This is a genomic window from Variovorax sp. 350MFTsu5.1, from assembly GCF_048302515.1.
In the GTDB taxonomy this organism is placed as follows: domain Bacteria; phylum Pseudomonadota; class Gammaproteobacteria; order Burkholderiales; family Burkholderiaceae_C; genus Variovorax; species Variovorax guangxiensis.
This window is the reverse complement of the sequence record NZ_CP157620.1, coordinates 3,525,975-3,549,381: the sequence shown is the minus strand read 5'-3', so window position 1 is coordinate 3,549,381 and position 23,407 is coordinate 3,525,975. Positions and strand designations below refer to the sequence as shown.

General features: G+C 68.8%; 22 protein-coding genes. 15 read left to right on the top strand and 7 right to left on the bottom strand.

Annotated elements, in window-relative coordinates; genetic code table 11:
• The first annotated feature begins 11 nt into the window (after nucleotides 1-11).
• Together ABL843_RS16090 and ABL843_RS16085 are read left to right on the top strand one after the other, a co-directional pair.
• The gene (locus tag ABL843_RS16090; RefSeq protein WP_418116467.1) at nucleotides 12-1,250 is read left to right on the top strand and encodes a YbfB/YjiJ family MFS transporter; all 1,239 of its coding nucleotides are present in this window, start codon (nucleotides 12-14) and stop codon (nucleotides 1,248-1,250) included.
• Nucleotides 1,247-1,783, top strand: a complete 537-nt coding sequence (locus ABL843_RS16085; protein WP_418116466.1) for a methylated-DNA--[protein]-cysteine S-methyltransferase — start codon at nucleotides 1,247-1,249, stop codon at nucleotides 1,781-1,783. The genes ABL843_RS16090 and ABL843_RS16085 overlap by 4 nt, the downstream gene beginning before the upstream one ends.
• Here the strand turns inward: ABL843_RS16085 and ABL843_RS16080 are convergent.
• Both ABL843_RS16080 and ABL843_RS16075 read right to left on the bottom strand, forming a co-directional pair.
• Nucleotides 1,780-3,006 carry an MFS transporter gene (locus tag ABL843_RS16080; RefSeq protein ID WP_369662259.1) on the bottom strand — a complete coding sequence of 409 codons (1,227 nt, stop codon included), beginning with the start codon at nucleotides 3,004-3,006 and terminating at the stop codon, nucleotides 1,780-1,782. The genes ABL843_RS16085 and ABL843_RS16080 overlap by 4 nt on opposite strands.
• 57 nt (nucleotides 3,007-3,063) lie before the next feature.
• Nucleotides 3,064-3,999, bottom strand: coding sequence for a LysR substrate-binding domain-containing protein (locus ABL843_RS16075; protein WP_418116465.1), 936 nt, complete (start codon nucleotides 3,997-3,999; stop codon nucleotides 3,064-3,066).
• Nucleotides 4,000-4,146: 147 nt separating this feature from the next.
• On the opposite strand from ABL843_RS16075, the gene ABL843_RS16070 reads away from it, so the two are divergent.
• On the top strand, nucleotides 4,147-5,004 hold the full coding sequence (locus ABL843_RS16070) for an NmrA family NAD(P)-binding protein (RefSeq protein WP_418116464.1): 858 nt from the start codon (nucleotides 4,147-4,149) through the stop codon (nucleotides 5,002-5,004).
• On the opposite strand, the gene ABL843_RS16065 is transcribed toward ABL843_RS16070, so the two are convergent.
• On the bottom strand, nucleotides 5,001-5,891 hold the full coding sequence (locus tag ABL843_RS16065) for a LysR substrate-binding domain-containing protein (RefSeq protein WP_126020074.1): 891 nt from the start codon (nucleotides 5,889-5,891) through the stop codon (nucleotides 5,001-5,003). The two genes, ABL843_RS16070 and ABL843_RS16065, sit on opposite strands and share 4 nt — an antisense overlap.
• A 78-nt stretch (nucleotides 5,892-5,969) precedes the next feature.
• On the opposite strand from ABL843_RS16065, the gene ABL843_RS16060 reads away from it, so the two are divergent.
• A complete protein-coding gene (locus tag ABL843_RS16060; RefSeq protein WP_418116463.1) occupies nucleotides 5,970-7,136 on the top strand; it encodes an MFS transporter in 1,167 nt (388 codons plus the stop codon).
• Nucleotides 7,133-7,753 (top strand): pyridoxamine 5'-phosphate oxidase family protein, encoded by a 621-nt coding sequence (locus tag ABL843_RS16055; protein WP_418116462.1) that lies wholly within the window; start codon nucleotides 7,133-7,135, stop codon nucleotides 7,751-7,753. The genes ABL843_RS16060 and ABL843_RS16055 overlap by 4 nt, the downstream gene beginning before the upstream one ends.
• A gap of 70 nt (nucleotides 7,754-7,823) precedes the next feature.
• Here the strand turns inward: ABL843_RS16055 and ABL843_RS16050 are convergent, their stop codons facing one another.
• Nucleotides 7,824-7,985, bottom strand: a complete 162-nt coding sequence (locus ABL843_RS16050) for an HHHH-motif protein (protein WP_165909549.1) — start codon at nucleotides 7,983-7,985, stop codon at nucleotides 7,824-7,826.
• Nucleotides 7,986-8,161: 176 nt separating this feature from the next.
• Complete coding sequence (locus tag ABL843_RS16045) at nucleotides 8,162-10,012, bottom strand: M48 family metallopeptidase (RefSeq protein WP_418116461.1); 1,851 nt, start codon at nucleotides 10,010-10,012, stop codon at nucleotides 8,162-8,164.
• Between the two features lie 229 nt (nucleotides 10,013-10,241).
• Here ABL843_RS16045 and ABL843_RS16040 point away from each other — a divergent pair, with 229 nt between their 5' ends.
• From ABL843_RS16040 to ABL843_RS16000, 9 genes are all read left to right on the top strand, one after another.
• Nucleotides 10,242-11,117, top strand: a complete 876-nt coding sequence (locus tag ABL843_RS16040; RefSeq protein WP_418116460.1) for a CmcJ/NvfI family oxidoreductase — start codon at nucleotides 10,242-10,244, stop codon at nucleotides 11,115-11,117.
• A 144-nt stretch (nucleotides 11,118-11,261) separates the two neighbouring features.
• A complete protein-coding gene (locus tag ABL843_RS16035) occupies nucleotides 11,262-12,494 on the top strand; it encodes a multidrug effflux MFS transporter (protein ID WP_418116459.1) in 1,233 nt (410 codons plus the stop codon).
• Entirely contained in the window at nucleotides 12,494-13,963 is a 1,470-nt protein-coding gene (locus ABL843_RS16030; protein WP_418116458.1) for an MFS transporter, read from the top strand. Before ABL843_RS16035 ends, ABL843_RS16030 begins: the two co-directional genes overlap by 1 nt.
• A 20-nt stretch (nucleotides 13,964-13,983) precedes the next feature.
• The gene (locus ABL843_RS16025) at nucleotides 13,984-14,634 is read left to right on the top strand and encodes a paraquat-inducible protein A (RefSeq protein WP_184637782.1); all 651 of its coding nucleotides are present in this window, start codon (nucleotides 13,984-13,986) and stop codon (nucleotides 14,632-14,634) included.
• Between the two features lie 107 nt (nucleotides 14,635-14,741).
• Nucleotides 14,742-15,413, top strand: coding sequence for a paraquat-inducible protein A (locus tag ABL843_RS16020; protein WP_418120479.1), 672 nt, complete (start codon nucleotides 14,742-14,744; stop codon nucleotides 15,411-15,413).
• Nucleotides 15,410-17,062 (top strand): intermembrane transport protein PqiB, encoded by a 1,653-nt coding sequence (locus ABL843_RS16015; protein ID WP_126020052.1) that lies wholly within the window; start codon nucleotides 15,410-15,412, stop codon nucleotides 17,060-17,062. The genes ABL843_RS16020 and ABL843_RS16015 overlap by 4 nt, the downstream gene beginning before the upstream one ends.
• Nucleotides 17,059-17,697, top strand: a complete 639-nt coding sequence (locus ABL843_RS16010) for a PqiC family protein (protein ID WP_418116457.1) — start codon at nucleotides 17,059-17,061, stop codon at nucleotides 17,695-17,697. The genes ABL843_RS16015 and ABL843_RS16010 overlap by 4 nt, the downstream gene beginning before the upstream one ends.
• A 61-nt stretch (nucleotides 17,698-17,758) precedes the next feature.
• Nucleotides 17,759-19,384 (top strand): MFS transporter, encoded by a 1,626-nt coding sequence (locus ABL843_RS16005; RefSeq protein ID WP_369662268.1) that lies wholly within the window; start codon nucleotides 17,759-17,761, stop codon nucleotides 19,382-19,384.
• Nucleotides 19,385-19,398: 14 nt separating this feature from the next.
• Nucleotides 19,399-20,880 (top strand): flavin-containing monooxygenase, encoded by a 1,482-nt coding sequence (locus ABL843_RS16000; protein WP_418116456.1) that lies wholly within the window; start codon nucleotides 19,399-19,401, stop codon nucleotides 20,878-20,880.
• Nucleotides 20,881-20,986: 106 nt separating this feature from the next.
• Here the strand turns inward: ABL843_RS16000 and ABL843_RS15995 are convergent, their stop codons facing one another.
• Together ABL843_RS15995 and ABL843_RS15990 are read right to left on the bottom strand one after the other, a co-directional pair.
• Nucleotides 20,987-21,433, bottom strand: a complete 447-nt coding sequence (locus tag ABL843_RS15995) for a hypothetical protein (protein ID WP_126020044.1) — start codon at nucleotides 21,431-21,433, stop codon at nucleotides 20,987-20,989.
• 290 nt (nucleotides 21,434-21,723) lie between these two features.
• Nucleotides 21,724-22,254, bottom strand: a complete 531-nt coding sequence (locus ABL843_RS15990) for an HD domain-containing protein (RefSeq protein WP_418116455.1) — start codon at nucleotides 22,252-22,254, stop codon at nucleotides 21,724-21,726.
• Nucleotides 22,255-22,364: 110 nt separating this feature from the next.
• Between ABL843_RS15990 and ABL843_RS15985 the strand changes: the two genes are divergently transcribed.
• A complete protein-coding gene (locus tag ABL843_RS15985; RefSeq protein ID WP_418116454.1) occupies nucleotides 22,365-23,396 on the top strand; it encodes a hydroxyacid dehydrogenase in 1,032 nt (343 codons plus the stop codon).
• Nucleotides 23,397-23,407 lie beyond the last annotated feature (11 nt).

Genomic DNA, 23,407 nt, shown 5'->3' with positions numbered 1-23,407 from the left:
CCGCCACGCCAATGCCGACGACGCTCGCTTCTCCATCCCCCATCTCCGCCCAGCCCACGCTGCGGCTTGCCTTCGCGCTGTCGATGGGCGCGGCTGTGTCGCTAGGCATCACGCGCTTCGCCTACGCGCTGCTGCTGCCGCCCATGCGCGCGGACCTGGGCTGGAGCTATGCGCTGGCTGGGGGCATGAACACGGCCAACGCGGTCGGCTACCTGATAGGCGCGCTGGGCACACCGGCGCTGATGCGGCGCTTCGGCGCGACCCGGCTGCTGGTGTTCGGCGCGGTGCTGGCCAGCGTGTTCATGGCGGGCAGCGGCTTCGTCACCGATGCGTCGGCCCTGCTGCTGCAACGGCTGCTCGCGGGCGTGGCCAGCGCCTGGGTGTTCGTGGCGGGCGGGCTGCTCGCGGCCCGGCTCAGCGATGCGGGCTCCGCGCGCGGAGGTCTGCTGCTGGGCATCTACTACGGTGGCACCGGCTTCGGCATCCTGCTGTCGGCCTTGCTCGTGCCGCAGGTGCTGCGCGCGGCGGCCGGCGTGCCTCACGGATGGGCCTGGGCGTGGTGGGCGCTGGCGGTTGCGAGCGCGGCCGCCACCTGCCTGCTGGCCTGGGCGGGGCGTGCGATGCCGGAACAGCAGTCTGCTGCGCCCGCGGCGCCCGCCGCCGCGGCGGGCTCGGCACCGCCCGTCGCGCTGCATCGCTTCGGCTGGGCGCTCGCAGGCTATGCCCTCTTCGGCATGGGCTATATCGGCTACATGACCTTCGTGATCGCGCTGTTGCGCGAGCAGGGCGCCAGCGCAGGCTTCGTCACGCTGTTCTATGCCTTGCTGGGCATCGCCTGTGTGGCTTCTTCCAGGCTGTGGGCCGGGCTGCTCGACCGGTATCACGGCGGGCAACCGCAGGCGCTGCTCAACGGGCTGCTGGGCGTGGCGACGCTGCTGCCGGTGCTGAGTTCGTCGGCGCCGGTGGCGCTGATCTCGGGCGTGCTCTTTGGCGCGGTGTTCCTGTCGGTGGTGGCCTCGACCACCGCGCTGGTGCGCCACAACCTGCCGCCTTCGCGCTGGGCGCAGGGCATCAGCGCCTTCACCATCATCTTCGCGCTGGGGCAGATCGTCGGGCCGACGGTCACGGGCTGGATCTCGGACGGTCCGGGCGGACTGGCGCGCGGGCTCGTGGCTTCGGCAACGGCCCTGTGGCTCGGCGCGGTACTCGCATCGCGCCAGCATTCGCTGCAAAGGGAGACATCGCGATGAGCGGCTTTGCCTTGTTCGAAACTTCCATCGGCATGTGCGCGCTGGCATGGGGCCCGCACGGGCTGGTCGGCGTGCAGCTGCCCGCCGACAACGGAGAGTCCGCCACGCGTGCGCGCATGCGGCAGCGATTTCCTGATCTGCAGGAAGGCCCGCCGAACGAAATGGCGCAGCGTGCCGTCGAGGCCATCCAGGGCCTTCTGCGCGGCGTGCACGACGACCTGAGCCACATCGAGCTGGACATGAGCGGCGTCTCCGAATTCCACCAGCGGATCTACGCGATCGCGCGGCGCATTCCACCGGGCCAGACCCGCACCTACGGCGAGATCGCCGAGGAGCTGGGCGACAAGGGCCTGTCGCGCGCCGTGGGCCAGGCCATGGGCCACAACCCCTTCGCGCCCGTGGTGCCGTGCCATCGCGTGCTGGCGGCGGGCAACAAGCCGGGCGGCTTTTCGGCCGGCGGCGGCGCGCTGACCAAGCTGCGCATGCTCGACATCGAGGATGCGCGGCCGAACGGAATGGCGTCGCTTTTCTAGGCAGCAGGCACCGGCAGCCGGTGCAGCGTCGCGATGCGCGACGCGAAGATGATCGCTGCCTGCAGCCCGAATCCCGCGAGCGCCAGCAGCAGGCAGGCCGGCTCGCCCCATGCGGCGCCGACCATGCCGCCCAGCGCCGCGCCTATAGGCCGGGCGCCGGCGTTGATCGTGAGGAACACGGCCGACACCCGGCCCAGCATCGTGGCTGCCGTCACGCTCTGGCGCAGCGTGGTCGATGTGATGACCCAGACCATCGGCCCCGCGCCGAACAGGAAGAACGAGAGCGCCGCCAGCGTCGCGGTCGGCACGACGAGCGTGGCCGCCATTGCTGCTGCAGCCAATACCGCGACCGAGGGGCCAACCTGTATCGCGCGGCCGAAGGGCAGGCGCGCCACCACGCGAGGAGTCAGCAGCGCTCCGACGACCATGCCCGCGCCGTACATCGCCAGCGTGAAGCCCACCGCCTGCGCGCCGAGGCCGAGCACGCGCACGGCGTAGGGCACGTAGCCCGCCTGCAGCACGAACCACGAGATGTTGAAGACCGCGCCGGTCAGCAGCATCGGGCGCAGCATTTCGTGCTGCCAGACGAAGCGCGCGCCGTCGCGCACTTCGAGCAGCGGATGCCGGCTGGCGCAAGGGGCACGCGGTGCCTCGGCGAGGCGCAGCAGCAGGGCCACGGCAGCCGCCGAAAGCACTGCTGCCAGCACGAACGCGGCCGACGCGCCGGCCCAGGCCACGAGGGCACCCGCGAGCGCAGGTCCGGCGGTGAAGGCCGCGCTGCGCGCCAGTTCCAGCCGCCCGTTGGCCGCTGCCAGTGCGTCCCTCGGCACGAGCGCCGGCACCAGCGCGGGTGCCGCGACGCTGAAACCCACGGTGCCGACAGCGCCCAGAAATCCCAGCACCGCCAGCCATCCGATGCTCAGCTTCGATGCGAACACCATCGCCAGCAGCACGAGAAGCGACACCGCCCGCAGCCCCTCGGCCCAGACCATCAGCCGCCGCCGCGACATGCGGTCCGCGAGCAGGCCCATGGGCATCGAGACCAGCAGGAAGGGCAGAGTCTGCACGGCCGCGAGGAAGCCGATCTCGCCAGGCCCCGCGCCTAGCGCGAGCACCGCCACCAGCGGCACCGCCGCGAGGCTCAGCTGTTCGGCGGACTGCGCGGCGAGGTTGGACCAGGCGAGGTTTTGAAATGCGTGGGGGAGGGGCGTTGTTCGAGTCATGCCCTCATCGTGCTGGCGGCGGGCCTTCGCGGCTGGCCGTTTCCGGACGCGCGAGTGTCAACGCCGCGGCTTCTTCGCAGCTGGCTCGGAAGCTGGCGAGACAACCTCCATCACGAAATCGATGAAGGCCCGGACCTTCGCGGCTGGCAAGTGGCGCGACGGATAGAGCGCGTATAGCGGGAGCCGCTCGTCGGGCCAGTCTGGAAACAGATCGACCAGCTCGCCCCGGTCGAGCTGCGGCTGGATGCCCACCGCCTTGATCTGCGCGACGCAGATGCCGGCGAGAACGGTTTCGAGCACCGTGCCTGGATCGGTGAGCAGCAGCCTTCCGGTGGTCGGCACCTTCAGGAGCTTGCGCCCGCGCTGGAACTCCCAGGCGTAGGGTTGACCGGTGACCGGGTTGCGCACCTGCAGGCAGGCATGGCCGGCAAGGTCCGCCGGCTTCGCGGGGCGCCCGTGTTGCGCGAGGTAGGCCGGCGTTGCGGCGGTGACCACGCGCGAATCCATCAGCTTGCGGGCCACCAGCGACGACGACGGCGGCTCGCCGAAGCGCACCGCGATGTCGAAGCCTTCGGCGACGAGATCGCCGAGCTGGTCGCGTGCGATCAGCTCCAGCGTGAGGTCGGGATGGCGCGCGAGAAAGCGCGGCAGGTGCCGCGCCAGCAGCAGGCGGGACGTGAATGCATCGGTGTTCACGCGAAGGCGCCCGCGCACCGCGCCGGACGCACCCGAGGCGATCGTCACCGCGTCCTCGATGCCGAGCACCAGCGGATTGATGTTGGCGTAGAGCTGCCGGCCTTCGTCCGTGAGGCTCAGTGAGCGGGTGGTGCGGTCGAACAGCCGTATGCCGATGCGGCCTTCGAGCCGGGCGATGGCGCGGCTCACGCCCGAAGGAGTCAGGCCGAGCGCGTTGGCGGCGCTGGCGAAGCTGCCGCCTTCGACCACGGCGGCCAGCACGCTGACGTTGGAGAGGAGGCGTCCGTCGAGAGTCATCTTCTTATTCGTGATCAGGTGTCATGAATGATATGCACTGGGGTCGCTTCACTCAAAGATCGGTTCTTCCTACGATCGTCCCGTCGCATGCGTCAGCCAATCAATCAATCAATCAATCAATCGATCAAGTGAAGAAAAGGAAATCCCATGTACGCAATCACCGGAATCACCGGCCAGGTCGGCGGCGCCGTCGCGCGTGCCTTGCTGGCAGAGGGCCAGCGCGTTCGCGCGGTCGTGCGCGACGAAGGCAAGGGCCTTGTCTGGACCGGGCTCGGCTGCGAAGTGGCCGTCGCCGAGATGAACGATGCCGCCGCACTGGCGCGCGCCTTCGCCGGCACGGCCGGCGTCTTCGTGCTGCCGCCGCCGAACTTCGACCCCGAGCCGGGCTTTCCCGAGGTCAGGGCCGAGAACGCGGCGATACGCGAGGCGCTGGAAACCGCGCGGCCGCCGCGCGTGGTGTGCCTGTCGACCGTCGGTGCGCAGGCCGCGCAGCCCAATCTGCTGAGCCAGCGCACATTGCTGGAAGAGGCGCTGCGCACGCTGCCCTTCGCCGTCACCTTTCTGCGGCCCGCGTGGTTCCTGGAGAACCTGCGCTGGGACATCGCGCAGGCCCGCGAGCAGGGCCTGCTTTCCAGCTACCTGCAGCCGCTCGACCGTGCTGTGCCGATGGTGGCGACGGCCGACGTGGGCCGCGTCGCCGCCGAACTGCTGCTGCACGAGGGCGAACTGCCGCGTGTGGTCGAGCTCGAAGGGCCCCAGCGGCTGACTCAGCACGACATTGCCGCCGCGCTCACGCAGGTGCTGGGCCGTCCGGTGCACGCCGAAGCGGTGCCGCGCGAGAACTGGGGCGCGATCTTCCGCGCGCAGGGCATGCGCGACCCGGTGCCGCGCATCCAGATGCTCGATGGCTTCAATGAGGGATGGATCCGCTTCGAGAGCAACGATGCGAGCGTGCGCAAGGGCAGGGTGGGCGTGGCGGAGGTGATCCGCTCCCTTGCCGGCTAGGCAGCCTGCCGCGCCTGCATCTCTTCGAACCACTCGGCCACATAGCCCGCTTCCGGCGCAGCATCGGGCGCGAGGCCGTAGTAATAGCGCTCCAGCGTCATGCGCAGCGTGGGCAGCGGCGACTCCAGGCGGCCCGAGGCGAGGTCGTGCGACACCAGCGATGTCGGCGCCAGCGCGATGCCCAGTCCGTCGACCGCCGCCTGCAGCACGAAGTGCAGGTGGTCGAACTGCAGCCGGCCCGCCGGGCGGGCGCGGGGGGCACCGACCTGCTTCTTCCAGGCGTCCCAGTCGTCCTTGCGCGTGCGGGCCGAAAGCAGCACGTGCGAGGCGAGGGCGCGCAGATCCGGCAGCGGGTGGGTCTTGAAGAGCGCAGGGGCCCCGACCACCAGCACTTCATCTTCGAGAAAGGGCCGCACCTCCATCGACGAGGGCCAGCCTTCCAGGCCCCGGCGCACCGCGATGTCGAAGCTGCCGATGGCCTCCTCGGGCATGACGGTGCTGGTGACGACCTGCGGCTCGATCTCCGGAAAGCGCTCGACGAAGGAGGGCAGGCGCGGAATGAGCCAGCGCACCGCGAAGGAGGGCCGCACGTTGATGCGCACGGCGCGCGCCGGTCCCTGCGACTGCAGCGCCCGCGCGGCGGCGTTGATCTGCGCGAGCGCCGGCTGCACCTCGGCGAAGAACTGCTGGCCCTCGGCCGTGAGAGCCACCTGCCGGATGCGCCGCTCGAAGAGCGCGATGCCCAGGAACTCCTCGAGGCTCTTGATCTGCCGGCTCACGGCGCTGTGCGTGACGTGCAGTTCGAGCGCCGCGCGCGTGAAGCTGAGGTGGCGTGCCGCGGCGGCGAAGGCGCGCACGGCGTTCAGGGGAGGCTCTCGAAGCGGCATGCGTGCGATTTTCTCACGCATGACGGTCGTTAATGTCGTTTGTCGGCAAGGCGGTTGCCGTCGCACCATCGAGGCTCGATGTCACGCTCCGCACCCGCTCCCCAGACTTCCCCCACCGACCTGAATTCCCGCCATGCGGCGATGGCCCTCGGCCTCTCGCTGCCGGCCGACGTGGTGCTCTACCTGCTGCTGCCGATGTACGCCAGAGAGTTCGGCGTGACGCTGGCCGAGGCCGGCATGCTGCTCGCGGCCAACCGGCTGGTGCGCATCGCCGGTTACGGCTTCGTCGCCCGCTTCTATGCCCGCAACGGCGACCGGCTGACCTGCACCATCGCGGTGGTGGCTGCTGCTGCGTGCGGCCTGGGCTACGCCACGCTCTCGGGCTTCTGGGCGCTGCTGCCGCTGCGGCTGATGTGGGGCCTGTGTTTCGCGGCGCTGAACCTGTCGACGCAGGCGCTGGCCACGGCCGATCCGGTGGGCGCCGCGCGGCGCAACGGGCGTTCGCGCGCCTTCATCGCGATGGGGCCGGTGCTCGCGCTGCCTCTGGGGGCGCTGCTGGCGCAGTGGACAGGGCCGCGCGCGATCTTCGGCGTCCTCGCGGTGTTCTCGCTGCTGGCGTGCTTCGTCACGCGGCGGCTGCCGTCGGCGCCGCATCCAGTGGCCAGGCCGGTGAAGCGCTTCAAGCTGCCCAACAGCCTCGACGGCTGGTCGTTCATGGAAGGGCTGGCGCTCGACGGGCTCTTCATCGTCGGTCTCTCCTACCTGGGCAAGGACCTGCTGCCGGGCGGCGCCGTGATCGTGGCCGGCGTGCTGATGGCGCTGCGCTATCTCGCGGAGATCCTGCTGAGCCCGGTCGGCGGGCGCATGGCCGAGCATTTCGGCGCCGAGCGCCTGCTGGTGAGCCTGTCGCTGGTCACCGCCATCGCGCTCGTGGGCTTCGGCCTCGGCTGGCTGTGGAGCTGCGCGGCGCTGATCGTGGTGCTGCGCGCCTTGCAACTGCCGCTGCTGCCGCCCATCGTGGCGCGACGCACGCCGGGGCCGGAGCGCGTGCAGGCGCTGGCGGCGCGCTCGGTTTGGCGCGACATCGGCGCCGGTGCCGGGCCGCTGATCGCGGGGCTGCTGCTGCCGGTCGCCTCGCCGCCCTGGATCTACGGCGTGGCCGCCTTGCTGCTTGCGCTCGCGGCGCTGGCCTGCGGCTGGGGCGCGTCGACACAATCGACCAACATCCAGCAAGGAAGTGCATGACGACCTCTCACACCATCGGAACCGTCTCCCAGCTCGAAGCACTTTTCGGGGTGCCCGGCGACGCCTCACTCAAGAAGGAGGTGCCGTACCTGCACCCGAGCTACCAGACGCTGATCGCCGCGTCGCCCTTCGCGGTGCTCGCCACCATCGGCCCGGGCGGGCTCGATGCCTCTCCGCGCGGCGACCCGCCGGGGTTCGTCGTGGTACAGGACGAGAAGACGCTGCTGATGCCCGAGCGGCGCGGCAACAACCGCATCGACAGCCTGCGCAACATCGTGGCCGACCCGCGCGTGGCGCTGCTTTTCCTGATCCCGGGCGTGGGCGAGACGCTGCGGGTGAACGGCAGGGCGCAGATCTCGGTCGAGCCGGCGCTGCTGGAGCGCTTCGCCATGGAAGGCAAGCTGCCGCAATGCGTGATCCGCGTGACGGTGGAGACGGTGTTCTTCCAGTGCGCGCGGGCGATCCAGCGTTCGAAGCTGTGGGCGCCGCTGCAGGCGGATGCGAAGCGCGAGGTGCCGACGCCGGGCGCGATCCTGTCGGCGCTGACCGAATCCGCCTTCGACGGGGAAGCCTACGACCGGGAACTGCCGGCGCGGCAGCGGGCGACGCTCTACTGAGCCGGCGCCATGACGAGAAAAGCCCGCGGAAGCGGGCTCTTTCCTGCGGTCCGTGGACCGATGGGGCGGATCAGCGCACCCAGTGGCAGACGCGGTGGTGATGGCGCGCGTCCCACTTGCACACCTTGTGCTTCTTGGGATGGTGGTACGGCGCGGCGGAGGCGGCCGGTGCCAGCAGGGCGAGGCCTGCGAAAGCGAGGATGCTGGAGAGGATGAAATGCTTGGTCTTCATGGCGTTCTTTCTAGGCAATGACATCGATGGACGGGAAATGCGTCGCTGAATGGGCGCCCTTGCAAAACGGCTGTGGGCAACATTCAGATGACGTTTGTGCTGCGCGGCGCGTGAAAAACCTCGCCAATCGCGGCACATGGAATGGGCCTGGATGCCCCTGATCGGGCCCGCCGGCTTCAAGACTGTTGCTGCTGGGCCCTCATGATCTGGTGGCGCCGCCAGTAGTGGCCGACGACGCCCTTGAAGTTCTCTTTCTGCTTGCCGAGGCCCGATAGCTTCACCTTGGTGGTGCGCGCGCCCAGCATGCCCTTGTCGTGGTGGGTGACGATGAGGGTGTCGCCGAAGCTGCCGTCCTTGTAGGTCAGGCTCTTGACCTCGTCCCACGAAATGGTGGAACCGCCGTCCGCGCTGGGGTGCATGCCCTCGTAGCTGATGTCGACGCGCTCGCCGTTCTTCAGCGCGAAGCCCACCGGCGGGAAGTGGCGCAGCACCACTGCGCGCTCTTCCTCGGTCGCGGGTTCGTAGCGGTAGGCCAGGCTCAGCTCGTGGTTCTGCACGAAGCGCTGCTCGTACTCGCTCCACAGGCGCTGCTCGATGGCGTGGGCGGTCTCGATCTCGTCGGCCCACGAGGTCTGCGGCGCGGTCGCGACGATGCCGCCGTAGGCGCTCTCGGGCACGTGGTGGCCGACGTTGCGCATGCGCTCCAGCAGCGGCGGGTGGCTGTCGTAGGGGTGCGGCACGCCGGCCGTCTTCATCGCCTCGATGAATGCTTCGGAGTTGGCGTAGGGCGGCAGGCCGTCGGCGACGAAGCGGGCGATGCCGAGCGCGCCGTCGTGCTCGCGGTCCTGCTCGAAGAGCTTCTGCTCCACGTCGTTGCGGTAGCTCGCATAGGCCGAGATCTTGATGAGCGACTGCACGATCGCGTGCGGCGCCGTGAGGCCGGCGGCCACGCGGTCGGCCCTGTACTCGCGCTCGCGGCTGTCGCGGGCCAGCGCGAAGGCGAAGATCATTCGGTACAGCCGCAGCAGGTAGTGCGCCACGATGGTGAGGCCGCCGCTTCGCATCTTCCAGGTGTACTGGTCGAACTGCAGCAGCTTGGGGCCCAGCGCCGCGCTGCTGCGGGTGTCTCCGCCGCCCAGGTGGGCGAGCTCGTGCGCGAGCACCGCGTCGGCCTCGGTCTGGTCGAGCACGCGCAAGAGAGGCAGGCTGACGAAGAGCGTGCGCCCATGCAGCGTGCGGCCCTTGACTTCGCAGGGAGCCTCGGTCACGAAGAAGTTGGTGTCGATGCCGGCCACGATCTGGTCGGGCGGCGCCGTCTTGACGCGGCCGGCGAGCTGGCGGATGCGCTCCCACAGGCGCGGCGCGTCGGCCTGCGAGACCAGCTCGCCCTCGATCTCGTTGCCCGAAGGCAGCTTCTTGAACAGCGTGTAGATCGCATAGAACACCGCCGCGCCCGCCGCGATGCCCGCCAGCGCGATGAGCTTGACGTAGTAGCTGTGCCAGAAGTACGCGGTGAGCCAGAACGACAGCCATACCAGCATCGCGCTCTGCAGCACCACCTCGACCGCGCACGAGACCGTCATGAGCCGCCAGCCCGCGACGAAACTGGCGTAGCGCAGGCCCCGGTTGGCGAAGGCCAGTGCGCCCAGCACCAGCGCCGCGGCGAGCAGCGCGGCGCCGAGCACGATGGTCCAGATGGCGGCGCGGTCGGCCCAGTGGAACTGCCACTGCATCGAATAGGGGCTGCACACCTTGTCGTGGAAGTTCCTGTCTTCGGGGGCGGTGGCGTCGCAGGCCCTGGAGAGCTGGTGGGTGCGGTAGAACGCGGTGGCTTCGGCCTTGTCGGCGGCGGACAGCCTTGCATCCTTGGCGATGCGGTTTTCCATCGCCTGCAGGAACTCCGCGTCCTGCGAGCGCAGCGCGTATTCGGTGAAAGCGAGCGTCGCCGCCGGAATGGCGAAAAGCGACACGAGCGTGAGGACGAACACGCGCAAGAGGTCGGCGTGAACCGTGCGGGCGAGGGCCATGGGCGATCTTCTCCTGGATGACGAATGCTGCGAGTTGTTATGGACTGTCCGGGAAGCCGATAGCGTAGCGGGCACGGCGCATGCAGTGAAGCCGGATGCTGCGTCAAGCGCGACAGGGCACCACCTGCCGCCGAATATGGTTATCTCCTTTGTTTCGTTCCGCGCGCGATGGCGCGGGTATAGCCTCTGCATTCGCTTGCAGAGGAACCGTTTCGAGGAGTCACGTCGCATGAGCGTTGGGTCCAATGGACAGATGCTGGCCGCCAACCTGCCTTCGGTGGAGGCCGAGCTCAACTACCTGAAGGCGGGCCAGGGCCGGCCCGTGAGCTACACATTCGAGCCTCCGTCCGGCACGCCCTGGGTGACCGGCGAACTGGAAGCGCGCCGCGTGACCATCCGCGACGGCCGCCCGCTGGTGGCGCTGAACGAGCTGACGCTCGACCGCAGCGGCTTCACGCAGATCTCGCACCGCAGCGTGCTCGCCGATTTCTCGCAGGATGCCGCGATCCGCGACATCTACTACCGCGAGGCCGAGGCGCTGCTGCGCGACGTGACCGGCGCCGAGAAGATCGTCGTGTTCGACCACACGCTGCGCGACAGCGCGCAGGGCTCGCGCCGCACGGCCGAGTTGCGCGAGCCGGTGCGCCGCGTGCACAACGACCAGACCTTCGTCTCCGCGCCGCGCCGCGTGCGCGACCACCTGCCGCCGGAAGAGGCCGAGGAGCGGCTGAAGAACCGCTTCGCGATCGTCAACCTGTGGCGCCCGCTGGCCACGGTGGAGCGCCTGCCGCTGGCACTGTGCGACGCCCGTTCCATCTCGCCGAACGACCTCGTGCCCAGCGACCTCGTCTATCCCGACAAGGTGGGCGAGACCTGGTCCTTTACCTGGAATCCGGAGCACCGCTGGTACTGGTTCCCGAGGCTTCGGCCCGACGAGGCGCTGCTGCTGAAGATCTACGACTCGCTCGAACAGGGCGTGGCGCGCTACACCGCGCACACCGCCTTCGAGGACCCGACGGGTTCGCAGGAGGCGCCGCCGCGGCGCAGCATCGAACTGCGCGCGCTGGTGTTCTGGCCCGCCGGCAAGCCGCCGCAAGGCAAGTAGCAGTAAGACGAAACGGCTCATGCGCGCTGTGTTCTACAGCGCTGTGCCCGCGCGATTCTTTGCCAGGAATTAGCAAGGGCAGGGCGCACGCCGGCACAGACCCCACGCCTGCAGCGATTGCCGTGCTTCGCGACAATCGCTGCAATGCGTTCTTCCCCCTTCTTCAAGATGGCCCTGCTGCTGGGCCTGCTCTCGGCCATCGGGCCATTCGCCATCGACATGTACCTGCCGGCGCTGCCCGCCATCGGACAGAGCCTGCACGCCGACATCGGCGCGGTGCAGATGAGCCTCACGGCCTTCTTCCTCTCGCTCGGCGCGGGGCAACTGCTCTACGGGCCGATCTCCGACATGGTGGGCCGCAAGCCGCCGCTGTACGCAGGGCTGTTGCTGTTCGCACTCGCCAGCATCGGCTGCGCGCTGGCGACCGACATCCAGACGCTGATCGTGCTGCGCTTCATCCAGGGCCTGGGCGCCGCCGCCGGCATGGCGATTCCGCGCGCGGTGGTGCGCGACCTGCACACGGGCACCGACGCGGCCCGGCTGATGTCGCTGCTGATGCTGGTGTTCAGCGTGTCGCCGATCCTCGCGCCGCTGGCAGGCAGCGCGGTCATCGCTTTTTCCGGCTGGCGCGGCGTGTTCTGGGCCGTGACTGTCGCGGCCGTGGCGGGCCTGGCCATGATGGTGAAGCTGCTCGACGAGACCCGTCCGCCATCGGAGCGCGTCGAAAGCAGCCTCGGCAGCGCGCTCTCGGCCTACTGGCTGCTGTTGCGCGACACGCACTACCTCGGGCTGGTGTTCATCGGCAGCTTCGCGATGGCGGGCTTCTTCACCTACCTCGCGAACTCCTCGTTCGTGATGATCGACCACTACGGCCTCTCGCCCGCGCTCTACAGCGTGGCCTTCGGCGTGAACGCTGCCGCCTTCATCGGCGCCTCGCAGTTCACCGGCACGCTGGGCGAGCGCTACGGGCTGGTCAATCTCGTCAAGTTCGGCGTGATGTGCTGCGGCGCCGCGATGATCGCGATGTTCGCCTACTTCGCGATGGGCGGCGACAGCATCTGGGTGCTCATCGTCCTGTACTTCATCGCCTCGGGCTTCATGGGCCTGGTGATCCCGACCACCGGCGTTCTCGCGCTGGAGATGCACGGCGCCATCGCGGGCACGGCCTCGGCGCTGCTGGGCACGCTGCAGATGCTCACGGGCGCGCTGGCGATGGCGGTGGTGGGCCTCTTCACCGACGGCCGGCCGCTGCCGATGGTGGCCGGCATGGCCGGCGGCGCGCTCATCGCGCTGATACTGACCTGGCTCACGCTGGGCGGCGTGCGCTCGGAGCCCACGGGCAAGGCAGCAAAGACAGGAAGGGCGCAGCGAGCCTGATGAACACGGTACGCGCAGGCGCCGCGCTCCCGGCCGCCGAAGACAACAACAACGGCGGCAACATGGCGCCAAGGCCCGTCGACGGGCTGTCCCAGCCGGAGCGCGGCTGGGCGATGCTGGTCATCATCCTCGGGCTGATCGTGGCGGTGCTCGACGGCACCATCGTCAACCTGGCGCTGCCGGGCATCGCGCGCGAGCTCAACGCCAGCCCTTCGCAATCGATCTGGGTGGTCAACGCCTACCAGATCGCCACGCTGGTGATGCTGCTGCCGCTGGCCTCGCTGGGCGATCTCGTGGGCTACCGGCGCGTGTACCTGGTCGGCATGGCGGTGTTCACGCTGTCTTCGCTGGCTGCCACTTTTGCCAACTCGCTGGGCACGCTGATCGCGGCGCGCGCGTTCCAGGGCCTGGGCGCGGCCGGCATCATGAGCGTGAACGCGGCGCTGGTACGGCTCACGTACCCTTCGTCGCAGCTGGGCAAGGGCATGGCGATCAATTCGCTGGTGGTGGCTACTTCTTCTGTGGCGGGGCCTTCGGTGGCGGCGGCCATCCTGTCGGTGGCTTCCTGGCCCTGGCTCTTCGCCATCAACGTGCCGCTGGGCCTCGTCACCTTCGCGCTGGGCATGAAGGCGCTGCCTTTCAACCGCGTGCCGCCCGCCGCGGGGCTGCGCTTCTCGCCAGTCGACGTGGCGTTGAACGTGCTGATGTTCTCGCTGGTGTTCCTGGGCGTCGACCGGCTCGGCGTGCGCGAAGGCGCGGTTCAGGGCGGCGGCTCGCAGGCCTCGGCCTGGGGCATCCTGCTGGCGGGCCTTGTGGTGGGCTTCATCTACCTGCGCCGCCAGCGCAGGGAAGCGGTGCCGCTTTTCCCGATCGACCTGCTGCGCATTCCGGTGTTCGCGCTGTCGATGAGCACCTCGGTGGCCGCCTTCTGCGCGCAGATGCTGGCCTACATCGCGCTGCCTTTCCTGCTGCTGGAGGTGTACGGGCGCAGCCACATCGAGGCGGGCTTGCTCATCACGGCGTGGCCGCTGGCCATCGTGGTGATGGCGCCCATCGCAGGGCGGCTGATCGGCCGGTACCCCGACGGGCTGCTGGGCGGCATCGGACTGGGCCTGCTGGCCACGGGCCTGGCCCTGTTGGCGGCGCTGCCGGCGCATCCGGGCAATGCCGACATCGCCTGGCGCATGGCGCTGTGCGGGCTTGGCTTCGGGCTGTTCCAGTCGCCGAACAACCACACCATCGTGACCTCGCCGCCGGCGCACCGCAGTGGTGCGGCCAGCGGCATGCTGGGCACGGCACGGCTCACCGGGCAGACGCTGGGTGCCGTGGTGCTGGCGGGCGTCTTCAGCATCTGGAGCCCGCACGGGGGCCACGGGCCGGTGGTCGCGCTGGTGCTGGCCGCCAGTTTTGCCGCGGTGGCGGCGGTTTTCAGCAGCCTGCGGCTCAAGACGACAAGCCACGGCGGCTGAATGAGTTAGGGTACTCACCCATGACGGAAGTACCTGAAACCGTGGTTTGCCCGGGTTGCGATGCGGTCTACGGCCGCACGCCCCTGCGCCCGCGCGACGTGGCGCGCTGCCCGCGCTGCGGCACCGAGCTCGACCGGCATCCGGGCGAGCAGGAGCGCCGGATCCTTCCTCTGACGGTGGCCTGCCTCATCATGTTCGCCATCGCGAACCTGTTTCCCATCGTCGAGATCGAGCTGCAGGGCTTGCGCAGCCAGACCACGCTGGCCGGCGCGGTGGTGGCACTGAGCGCCGAAGGCATGTCGGTGGTGGCGCTGCTGGTGCTGGCCACGACCATCCTCTTTCCCTTCCTGCAGCTTTGCATCCTGGCGTACCTGCTGGTTCCGCTGAGCCGCGAGCACCGGCCCGTGGGCTTCGCACTGCTGGTGCGGGCGATGCAGTCGCTGCGGCCCTGGGGAATGATCGAAGTGTTCCTGCTCGGCGTTCTCGTGGCCATCGTCAAGCTTTCGAGCATGGCGACCGTGGTGCCGGGGCCGGCGCTGTGGGCCTTCATGGCGCTCACGGTGATGCTGACGGCGGTGCTGTCCTTCGACCCGGGTGCGTTCTGGGGAATGGCGTTCAGGCCGAAGGGCGAGGAACCTGGTGAAGAAGAGAAGGGTGGAGCATCGGCATGAAGAAGCTGCAGGGCCACCTCCGGCAGCGCCTCGGCAGCCTTGCGGCTTACGGCGAGCATTACCACCACGAACACGAGGCGGATGCGAAGGTTCCCACCGCCGCCTCGATGGGCTACATGGCCTGCCGCCATTGCGGCGCCGTCTGGAAAGACGCCGAGGAGGGCGACGCCTGCGGCCGCTGCGGCACGCACCTGCATACGCGCAAGCCGCAGAGCCTAAAGCTCACCTGGGCCTTCCTGATCGCGGCCTGCATGATGTACATCCCGGCCAACCTGCTGCCGGTGATGATCACGCGCACGCTGTTCGGCACGCAGAACGACACCATCCTGAGCGGGGTGATCTATTTCTGGGTGTCCGGCGCCTACGGGCTGGCCGCCATCGTCTTCATCGCGAGCTTCCTGGTGCCGCTGTTCAAGCTCGCGGTGCTGCTGCTGCTCGTGGTGCTGGCTCAGCGCGGCAGCACCTGGCGCCGGCGCGAGCGGGCGAAGCTCTATCACATCATCGAGATCATCGGCCGGTGGTCGATGCTCGACGTGTTCGTGGTATCGCTGCTGACGGGGCTGGTGCAGATCCAGGGCTTCGCGGTGATCACCGCGGGCGTGGGCATCGCGGCCTTCGGCTCGGTGGTGGTGCTGACCATGCTGGCCTCGCTGAGCTTCGACCCGAAGCTCACCTGGGACAGCAGGGAAGACCAGGCCATCCTGCGGGACAACGAAGAAGGCGCACAACCTGAGCAACGTGTACAGGGACATGAAAACAGGGACGAGAAACCAGCATGAGTGAAGAAGACCGACCCCAGGACAAACCGGAGCCATCCGGCCAGCCCCCGCTGCCGAAGCCACGCGTGGTGCGCCGCCGCGAATGGCTGCCGTCGCTGATCTGGCTGATTCCCATCGTGGCCGCGCTGGTGGGCATCACGCTGGTGGCGCGCATCATCATGGAGCGCGGTCCGGAGGTGGTGCTGACCTTCAAGACCGCCGAGGGCCTGGAGGCCGGCAAGACCGCCGTGAAGTACAAGGACGTGCAGATCGGCCTGGTCACCAGCCTGCGCCTGGCGCGCGACCGCTCTCATGTGCGCGTGCTGGTGCAGTTCAACAAGGACGCGCAGAGCTTCACCGCCTCCGACTCGCGTTTCTGGGTGGTGCGCCCGCGGCTGGACACCTCGGGCATCTCGGGGCTCAACACGCTGCTGTCGGGCGCCTACATCGGCGCCGACGCGGGCGTGTCGCAGGAAACGGCGGGCGAGTTCACCGGGCTGGAGACGCCGCCCACCGTCACGCGCGACGACTCGGGCAAGCAGTTCCTGCTGCGCGCCAACGACGTGGGTTCGCTCGACGTGGGCTCGCCCGTGTACTTCCGCCGCATCAAGGTCGGGCAGGTGGCGGCCTACGAGCTCGACGGCGACGGGCGCGGCGTGACGCTGCGCGTCTTCATCAATGCGCCGTACGACAAGTTCGTGGGCATGAACACGCGCTTCTGGCAGGCCAGCGGCATCGACGCGCAGCTCAGCGCCAGCGGCTTCACGCTGCGCACGCAGTCGCTGGCGACCATCCTGCTCGGAGGCATCGCCTTCCAGGCGCCCGACGACGCGATGGGACCGGTGGCCAAGGAGAACGCCTCCTTCACGCTGGCGCAGGACGAGACCACGGCCATGAAGGAGCCCGACGGGCCTTCGCAGACCCTGCTGATGTACTTCAACCAGTCGCTGCGCGGCCTGACGCCGGGTGCGCCGGTGGACTTCCGCGGCGTGGTGATCGGCGAGGTGAAGTCGATCGGCGTGGAGTTCGACCGCGCCGAGCGCGAGTTCCGCATGCCGGTGCTGGTGCAGGTCTACCCCGACCGCCTGCGCCGCCGCGCGGGCGAGAGCGGCACCGAGTCGCGCTCCACCCAGCAGGAGCGGCTGCGCTTCCTGGCGGAGAAGGGCCTGCGCGCCCAGCTGCGCAACGGCAACCTGCTGACCGGGCAGGTCTACGTGGCGCTCGATTTCTTCCCGAAGGCGCCGCCGGCGAAGATCGACCTGGCGAAGAACCCGATCGAACTGCCTACCGTGCCCAACAGCCTCGACGAGATCCAGTCGCAGGTACAGGAGATCGCGACCAAGCTCAACAAGGTGCCCTACGAGCAGATCGCGGGCGACCTGCGCACCACGCTCGCTTCGCTCAACAAGACGCTCACGGCCGCCGAGCAGACGGTGAAGCGCATCAACAACGACGTCACGCCCGAGCTGGCCGCGGCCATGAAGGACGTGCGCAAGACCGTGAACACGGCCGAACGCACGCTGGCCGACGACTCGCCGCTGCAGCAGGACATGCGCCAGACGCTGCAGGAACTCACGCGCGCCGCCGGCTCGGTGCGCGTGCTGACCGACTACCTCGAGCGCCATCCCGAATCGCTGCTGCGCGGCAAACCGGACGACAACAAGAAATGAAGAAGAACCACCTTTCATCCGTGGCGGTGGCTGCGGCGGTTTCAGCGCTGGCGGCGCTCGCGGGCTGCGCGAGCAAGCCCGACAACTACTACACGCTGGCAAGCCCGGTGGCCGCGGCCGATGCCGCGCCTTCGACGCTCGGCAGCGCCGCGCCGCTCTACATCGAGCTCGCGCCCGTGGCCGTTCCCGAGCGCTTCGCACGGCCGCAGATGGTCGTGCGCCAGCCCAACGGCAGCGTGCAGGTCGAGGTGCTGGAGCAGCACCGCTGGGCCTCGTCCTTCGAGAACGAGCTTCGCGACGCGCTGGCCAGCGGCATCGCCGGCCGGCTCGGCGCGCTCGACGTGACCAAGGGCGGCCGTCAGAGTTCGCAGCCGGTGTGGCGCATCGCGGTGCAGCTGCGGCAGTTCGACGCGGTCGAGGGCGGCCGCGTGGACGCGAATTTCAGCTGGACGCTGCGGCGCTCGGACGAGGCGCGCACCGTGGTCTGCCAGTTGAGCCTCGGCGAGGCGGTGGGCAGCGGAATGGACGCGGTGGCGCAGGGGGCACAGCGCGTGACCTCGGCGGCGGCCGCCGCGATGGCGCGCAGCGTGAGCGCGGCGCGGGCGAATCCGTCGGCGACCGCCTGCGCGACCTGAGTTTTCTTCTCTCCCCTTGAAGGGGCAGTGCGAGACCGGAATCCCATGAAAAGGAGACCCCATGGCACAGATCGGCAAGGCGCCCTGCGACGAGACGCTGATTCTTCATGGCCTTCATGGCTCCCGCGCGGGAGAGGGCGAAGGGAGCGACTGTCCTGAAGCCGCCAGGCCATGGGTGCTGGCCGCGGCCATCGTGGGCTCGAGCATGGCCTTCATCGACGGCACGGTGGTCAACGTGGCGCTGCCGGCCATCCAGTCCGACCTGCGCGCAACAGCCTTCCAGGCGCAATGGGTGGTCGAGTCGTATGCCTTGCTGCTGGCGGCGCTGCTGCTGGTGGGCGGGGCGCTGGGCGATCACTACGGCCGGCGGCGCATCTTCGCGATAGGCGTCGGCATCTTCGCGCTGTCGTCGGTGGCGTGCGCGCTCGCGGGCAATGTGCAGCAGCTCATCGCGGCGCGGGCGGTGCAGGGCGTGGGCGGCGCGCTGCTGGTGCCGGGCAGCCTGGCGCTCATCAGCGCGGCCTATCCGGAGAAGGAGCGCGGCAAGGCCATCGGCACATGGTCGGGCTTCAGCGGCATCACGGCGGCGGTGGGGCCGGTGCTGGGCGGCTTCCTGGTCGATCATTTCTCGTGGACCTGGGCTTTCCTCATCAATGTGCCGATGGCGCTGCTGGTGCTGTGGATCGTGTGGCGCCACGTGCCCGAGAGCCGCGGCGCTTCCGCCAGCGGCGGGCTCGACCTGTGGGGCGCGCTGCTGGCGACGGCCGGGCTCGGCGGCATCGTCTACGCCTTCATCGAGGCGCCGACGCAGGGCTGGGGTTCGGCGGCGGTGCTTGCGGCGCTGGCCATCGGCGTGCTGGGCAGCGTTGCGTTCTTCGTCGCCGAGCGCAAGGCGCGCACGCCGATGCTGCCGCTGGAGCTGCTGCGCATCGGCAACTTCAGCGGCGCCAACCTGCTGACGCTGCTGCTCTACGCGGCGCTGGGCGGCGGGCTGTATTTCTTTCCGCTCAACCTGATCCAGGTGCAGGGCTACTCGGCCACGGTGGCGGGGGCGGCGCTGCTGCCGTTCATCTTCATCATGTTCGCGCTCTCGGGCTGGGCCGGGCAGCTGGTCGACCGCTTCGGGCCGCGCATGCCGCTGGTGATCGGGCCGGCGATTGCCGCCGTGGGTTTCGCGCTGTTCGCGCTGCCGGGCGTGGGCGCGAGCTACTGGAGCGGCTTCCTGCCGGCCGTGGTGGTGCTGGGCTTCGGCATGACGGTGACGGTGGCGCCGCTGACGACCACGGTGATGAACGCGGTCGGCGCAGACCTAGCGGGCGTGGCCTCTGGCGTGAACAACGCGGTGTCGCGCGCGGCTGCGGTGCTGGCGATCGCGGTGTTCGGCGCGCTCATGGCCTGGGCCTTCGACACCGCGTTGGCCGGGCATCTGCGCGAGATGGACGCGACGGCGCAACTGACGGCATTTCTCGAAGGCGAGCGCAGCAAGCTGGCGGGCGCGGCGATCCCTCCGGGCGCGGACGCGGCCACTGCGGCAGCCGTGAAACGCGCGGTGGCCGAATCCTTCGTCGCGGGCTTTCGCTGGGTGATGCTGTCGAGCGCGGCGCTGGCCGTGCTCAGCGCATTGAGCGCGTGGCTGATGATCCGGAGCACTCCACCGGCGGCAGGAGGCACGGACGGTAAGAAGTGAAAGGGGCACGACCGATGCGGGAAGAGAGCGAGCAACAGCAGCACTTCGACGTGCTGATCGTCGGCGCCGGCCTCTCGGGCATCGGTGCCGGCTACCACCTGCAGAAGCACTGCCCGGGCCGCAGCTACGCGATCCTCGAAGGGCGTGAGCGCAGCGGCGGTACCTGGGACCTGTTCCGTTATCCGGGCGTGCGTTCGGACTCCGACATGTACACGCTGGGCTATTCGTTCCGGCCGTGGACGCAGGCGAAGTCCATCGCGGACGGGCCGTCGATCCTGAACTACCTGCGCGAGACGGCGGCGCAGCACGGCATCGACCGCAGGATCCGCTTCAACCACCGCGTGGTGCGCGCCTCGTGGTCGACGCCGGAGGCCTGCTGGAGCGTGGACGTGGAGCGCGGCCCCGAGCGGCTTCCGCTGCGCCTGCGCTGCAACTTTCTCTTCCTGTGCAGCGGCTACTACAGGTACGACGCGGGCTACACGCCCGACTTCGCGGGCATCGGCGACTACACGGGCCGCATCGTCCATCCGCAGCACTGGCCCCAGGACCTGGACTACGGCGGAAAGCGCGTGGTCGTCATCGGCAGCGGCGCGACCGCGATGACGCTGGTGCCCGCGATGGCGAAGACGGCCGGCCACGTGACTCTGCTGCAGCGCTCGCCTACCTACGTCGTCGCGCGCCCGGCGCAGGACCCGATCGCGCGAAGGCTGCGCGGCATCTTCCCGGCCGGGCTGGCCTACGGCCTCACGCGCTGGAAGAACGTGCTGCTGTCGATGTACTTCTTCCGCCTCGCCCGGCGCAAGCCCGACTACGCGAAGAAGATGATCCTCGGCGGCGTACGGCAGGCGCTCGGCCCCGACTACGACATCGCCACGCATTTCACGCCGCGCTACAACCCGTGGGACCAGCGCCTTTGCCTGGTTCCCGACGGCGACCTGTTCGCGGCCATCAGGGCAGGGCGCGCTTCGATGGTCACCGACCACGTCGACACCTTCACGCCGGGCGGCATCAGGCTGAAGTCGGGCAGGGAGCTGGAGGCCGACGTGGTGGTCACCGCCACCGGGCTGGAGCTGCAGGTGCTCGGTGGCGTGCAGCTCGAGGTGGACGGCCGTCGCGTGGAACCGGCCGCGACCTTCAACTACAAGGGAATGATGTACAGCGACGTGCCCAACCTGGCCTCGTCGTTCGGCTACACCAACGCCTCGTGGACGCTCAGGAGCGACCTGACCTGCGCGTATGTCTGCCGGGTGCTCAACCACATGGAGAAGCAAGGCTGGAGGCAATGCACGCCGCGCAACACGGACCCGGCGCTGGCGCCCGAGCCCTGGCTCGACTTCTCTTCGGGCTATGTGCAGCGCGCGGTGGACAGGTTTCCGAAGCAGGGCTCGCGCGCGCCGTGGCGCGTGTACCAGAACTACGCGCGCGATCTGGTGAGCCTGCGCTTCGGTTCGGTGGACGACGGGGTGATGGAGTTCACGAATCGGCGTGCTGGTTAGCTATTGCCGGAGTTCGAGGAAAACGAACTTGGAATTCATATGGCCTCATGCGCCAGCTGACATCACACCGTCGGCCGTGGGCTGCCCTTGCTCGAACTTGCGAGACTCAAACGAACGGCGTGTAGGGCTGTTGAGGCTGCACGTAGATTCTTTTTTCGTAGACGGTGGGGACTTTGGTTCCGCCTTCGATCGTTTTCTCGATGTGCGCGACGCTGCCCATATAGATCGCCGCGCGGCTGAACAGGTGGGCTTTCCATCCATCCGGGTGAATCACGGTGATGTGGAAGTAGTCCTGCCCCCTGAAAGTCTGACGTTGGTGGAAGCCCAGTTCCACTGTGACCTTGAGCCTGTCGCTCAATACGGCAACGGCCAATTCGTGCAGTTCGACTGCGTGCCCATTGGCAATTTCTCTGTCCGCCCATGTATTCAGCATGGCGGTTATCTGCTGGTAGCTGGCATCGCCCAGGGTGTTGTATGTGTCCTCATACCAATCGCCATGTTTTGCCCTGAGTCCATCGATGTTGTCCCAGTTTTCTGCAAACACAATGCCCATTTAGCCCTCCAGTTCGATTGATTGCGTTACTGAAATGGATGTACCCGACTTCTTCCGGATGCGTGCCCGGGGTAGGGGGGGCTGCCAGCAACCTGACCCCTTTCTGGCTTTCCGGAGAACTGAAGTCGGTGCACTGTGGCGTCCATTCGGGCACCAATCAATTTCGCACCATTACAGGCTCGGGCTGGCCGGCGCAGGGCGCGTGGCCCGTCTGTCCGGACCACGACGAGCGCCTTACCCTCGAAAGATCGCTCGCCTGGCAGGGGCGAACCAACCGGGCGCGGCCCTTGTCAGGGCGTCGCTGCTGGCGCGCAAGAGGGCGAGAGCAGCGTGTCGAGCTCGATCCACAGCGCATCGCATTGCCCAGCCCTGAACGCAGCTGCCCTGAAGGTCGGGTGCTCGCCGTGGTATGTGTCCCACAGCGCGCGCTGGCCGTCGGCCACGCAGGCGCGCACGTTGGCCAGCCGGTCGGCGGCCTTCACCAGCAGCGCGAGTTCCTCGTCGCCTTTCACCTCGGCCAGCGCCGCATAGGTCCTGGCCTTGCGCTCCTTGCGGTTGGCGCCGGGCGCATCGGTCAGCAGCGCGACGCAGGAGGCGACCAGGTCGCCGAAGCGCGAGCGCACGTCCGCCACCGTCGCTGCCGTGTCCTCGACCACGTCGTGCAGGTAGCCGACGACGCGCGCCTTGTCGCCATAGGGCTGGAGCAGGGCGGCGACGGCGTCGAGGTGGTGCACGTACGGATGGGTGCCGTATTTCTGGTCGCCATGCATTTCGACGGCGTAAGCGCGGGCGGCGTCGGGTGTCTGCGAGGTTATGGTCATGCTGCGTCCTGTTGATTTTTCCATTCTGCCTTCGTGGCGGCGCACGGTCCTGGCGCTTGCGGCGGCATGATGCTCGCGGCCAGTCTTTCTTCCCGAACAGAAGTTTTTTCATGACCACGGTTTTCGTCAGCCATCCGCCAGCCAAGCTGGCCAACTACTTCGGCGACCGCGCCACCGCCGCCCTTCGGGCCATCGCGCAGGTTCGCCTCAATCCCAGCGACGCCGAACTTTCGTCGCGCGAGCTCGCCGATCTGGCGCAGGACTGCGACGCGATCATTTCCTACCGCCAGACGGTGGGCGACGAGGCGCTGTTCGCGGCACTGCCACAGCTCAAGGCCTTCGTGCGCTGCGCCATCGACATCCGCAACATCGACGTGGCTTCCGCCAGCCGGCATGGCGTGCTGGTGACGCAGGCGAGCGCAGGGTTCATCACCTCGGTGTCGGAATGGATCGTAGGCGCGATGATCGATCTGGGCCGGGGCATCAGTGCCTCCGCCGCGAGCTACCACGCGGGCCGCCTGCCGCCGCCCGCGATGGGGCGCGAACTGCGCGGCAGCACGCTGGGCGTGATCGGCTACGGGCAGATCAGCCGGTACCTCTGCGATGTCGCGCTGGCGCTGAACATGCGCATCGTCGTGCACGACCCGTACACGGCGACCGATCGGGCGGAGTTCGAGCAGGTGAGCTTCGAGGCGCTGCTGGCGCAATCGGACTTCGTGGTCTGCCTCGCGCCCGCCACCGAGGCGACCGAGAACATGATGAATGCCCGGGCGTTCGCCGCGATGCAGCCCCACGCCTTCTTCATCAATGCCTCGCGCGGAAACCTGGTGGATGAGCGTGCGCTGCTCGCGGCGCTGGACGCGGGCGTGATCGCTGGATGCGCGCTCGACGTGGGCCGCGCACCTGACCAGATGCCTTCGCCGGACGTGGCGGCGCATCCGCGCGTGATCGCCACGCCCCACATCGGCGGGCTCACGCCGCCGGCGGTGGAGCACCAGGCGATGGAAACCGTGTCGCAACTCGCGGAGATCTTCCAGGGCAGGGCGCCGAAGGGCGCGGTCAATGCGGCCGAGGCCTATCGCTGGCGGAAGGCCTTCGGGGCAGGCGCCTCGAAAGCCGGGCCCATGGGAACTTCCCGCTGACAGGCGTCGCA

Bases quoted from the DNA above. Each gene is read 5' to 3' on its own strand.
- ABL843_RS16090 (WP_418116467.1), top strand. From the start codon at position 12: ATGCCGACGACGCTCGCTTCTCCATCCCCCATCTCCGCCCAGCCCACG.
- ABL843_RS16085 (WP_418116466.1), top strand. From the start codon at position 1,247: ATGAGCGGCTTTGCCTTGTTCGAAACTTCCATCGGCATGTGCGCGCTG.
- ABL843_RS16080 (WP_369662259.1), bottom strand. From the start codon at position 3,006: ATGACTCGAACAACGCCCCTCCCCCACGCATTTCAAAACCTCGCCTGG.
- ABL843_RS16075 (WP_418116465.1), bottom strand. From the start codon at position 3,999: ATGACTCTCGACGGACGCCTCCTCTCCAACGTCAGCGTGCTGGCCGCC.
- ABL843_RS16070 (WP_418116464.1), top strand. From the start codon at position 4,147: ATGTACGCAATCACCGGAATCACCGGCCAGGTCGGCGGCGCCGTCGCG.
- ABL843_RS16065 (WP_126020074.1), bottom strand. From the start codon at position 5,891: ATGCCGCTTCGAGAGCCTCCCCTGAACGCCGTGCGCGCCTTCGCCGCC.
- ABL843_RS16060 (WP_418116463.1), top strand. From the start codon at position 5,970: ATGTCACGCTCCGCACCCGCTCCCCAGACTTCCCCCACCGACCTGAAT.
- ABL843_RS16055 (WP_418116462.1), top strand. From the start codon at position 7,133: ATGACGACCTCTCACACCATCGGAACCGTCTCCCAGCTCGAAGCACTT.
- ABL843_RS16050 (WP_165909549.1), bottom strand. From the start codon at position 7,985: ATGAAGACCAAGCATTTCATCCTCTCCAGCATCCTCGCTTTCGCAGGC.
- ABL843_RS16045 (WP_418116461.1), bottom strand. From the start codon at position 10,012: ATGGCCCTCGCCCGCACGGTTCACGCCGACCTCTTGCGCGTGTTCGTC.
- ABL843_RS16040 (WP_418116460.1), top strand. From the start codon at position 10,242: ATGAGCGTTGGGTCCAATGGACAGATGCTGGCCGCCAACCTGCCTTCG.
- ABL843_RS16035 (WP_418116459.1), top strand. From the start codon at position 11,262: ATGCGTTCTTCCCCCTTCTTCAAGATGGCCCTGCTGCTGGGCCTGCTC.
- ABL843_RS16030 (WP_418116458.1), top strand. From the start codon at position 12,494: ATGAACACGGTACGCGCAGGCGCCGCGCTCCCGGCCGCCGAAGACAAC.
- ABL843_RS16025 (WP_184637782.1), top strand. From the start codon at position 13,984: ATGACGGAAGTACCTGAAACCGTGGTTTGCCCGGGTTGCGATGCGGTC.
- ABL843_RS16020 (WP_418120479.1), top strand. From the start codon at position 14,742: ATGGGCTACATGGCCTGCCGCCATTGCGGCGCCGTCTGGAAAGACGCC.
- ABL843_RS16015 (WP_126020052.1), top strand. From the start codon at position 15,410: ATGAGTGAAGAAGACCGACCCCAGGACAAACCGGAGCCATCCGGCCAG.
- ABL843_RS16010 (WP_418116457.1), top strand. From the start codon at position 17,059: ATGAAGAAGAACCACCTTTCATCCGTGGCGGTGGCTGCGGCGGTTTCA.
- ABL843_RS16005 (WP_369662268.1), top strand. From the start codon at position 17,759: ATGGCACAGATCGGCAAGGCGCCCTGCGACGAGACGCTGATTCTTCAT.
- ABL843_RS16000 (WP_418116456.1), top strand. From the start codon at position 19,399: ATGCGGGAAGAGAGCGAGCAACAGCAGCACTTCGACGTGCTGATCGTC.
- ABL843_RS15995 (WP_126020044.1), bottom strand. From the start codon at position 21,433: ATGGGCATTGTGTTTGCAGAAAACTGGGACAACATCGATGGACTCAGG.
- ABL843_RS15990 (WP_418116455.1), bottom strand. From the start codon at position 22,254: ATGACCATAACCTCGCAGACACCCGACGCCGCCCGCGCTTACGCCGTC.
- ABL843_RS15985 (WP_418116454.1), top strand. From the start codon at position 22,365: ATGACCACGGTTTTCGTCAGCCATCCGCCAGCCAAGCTGGCCAACTAC.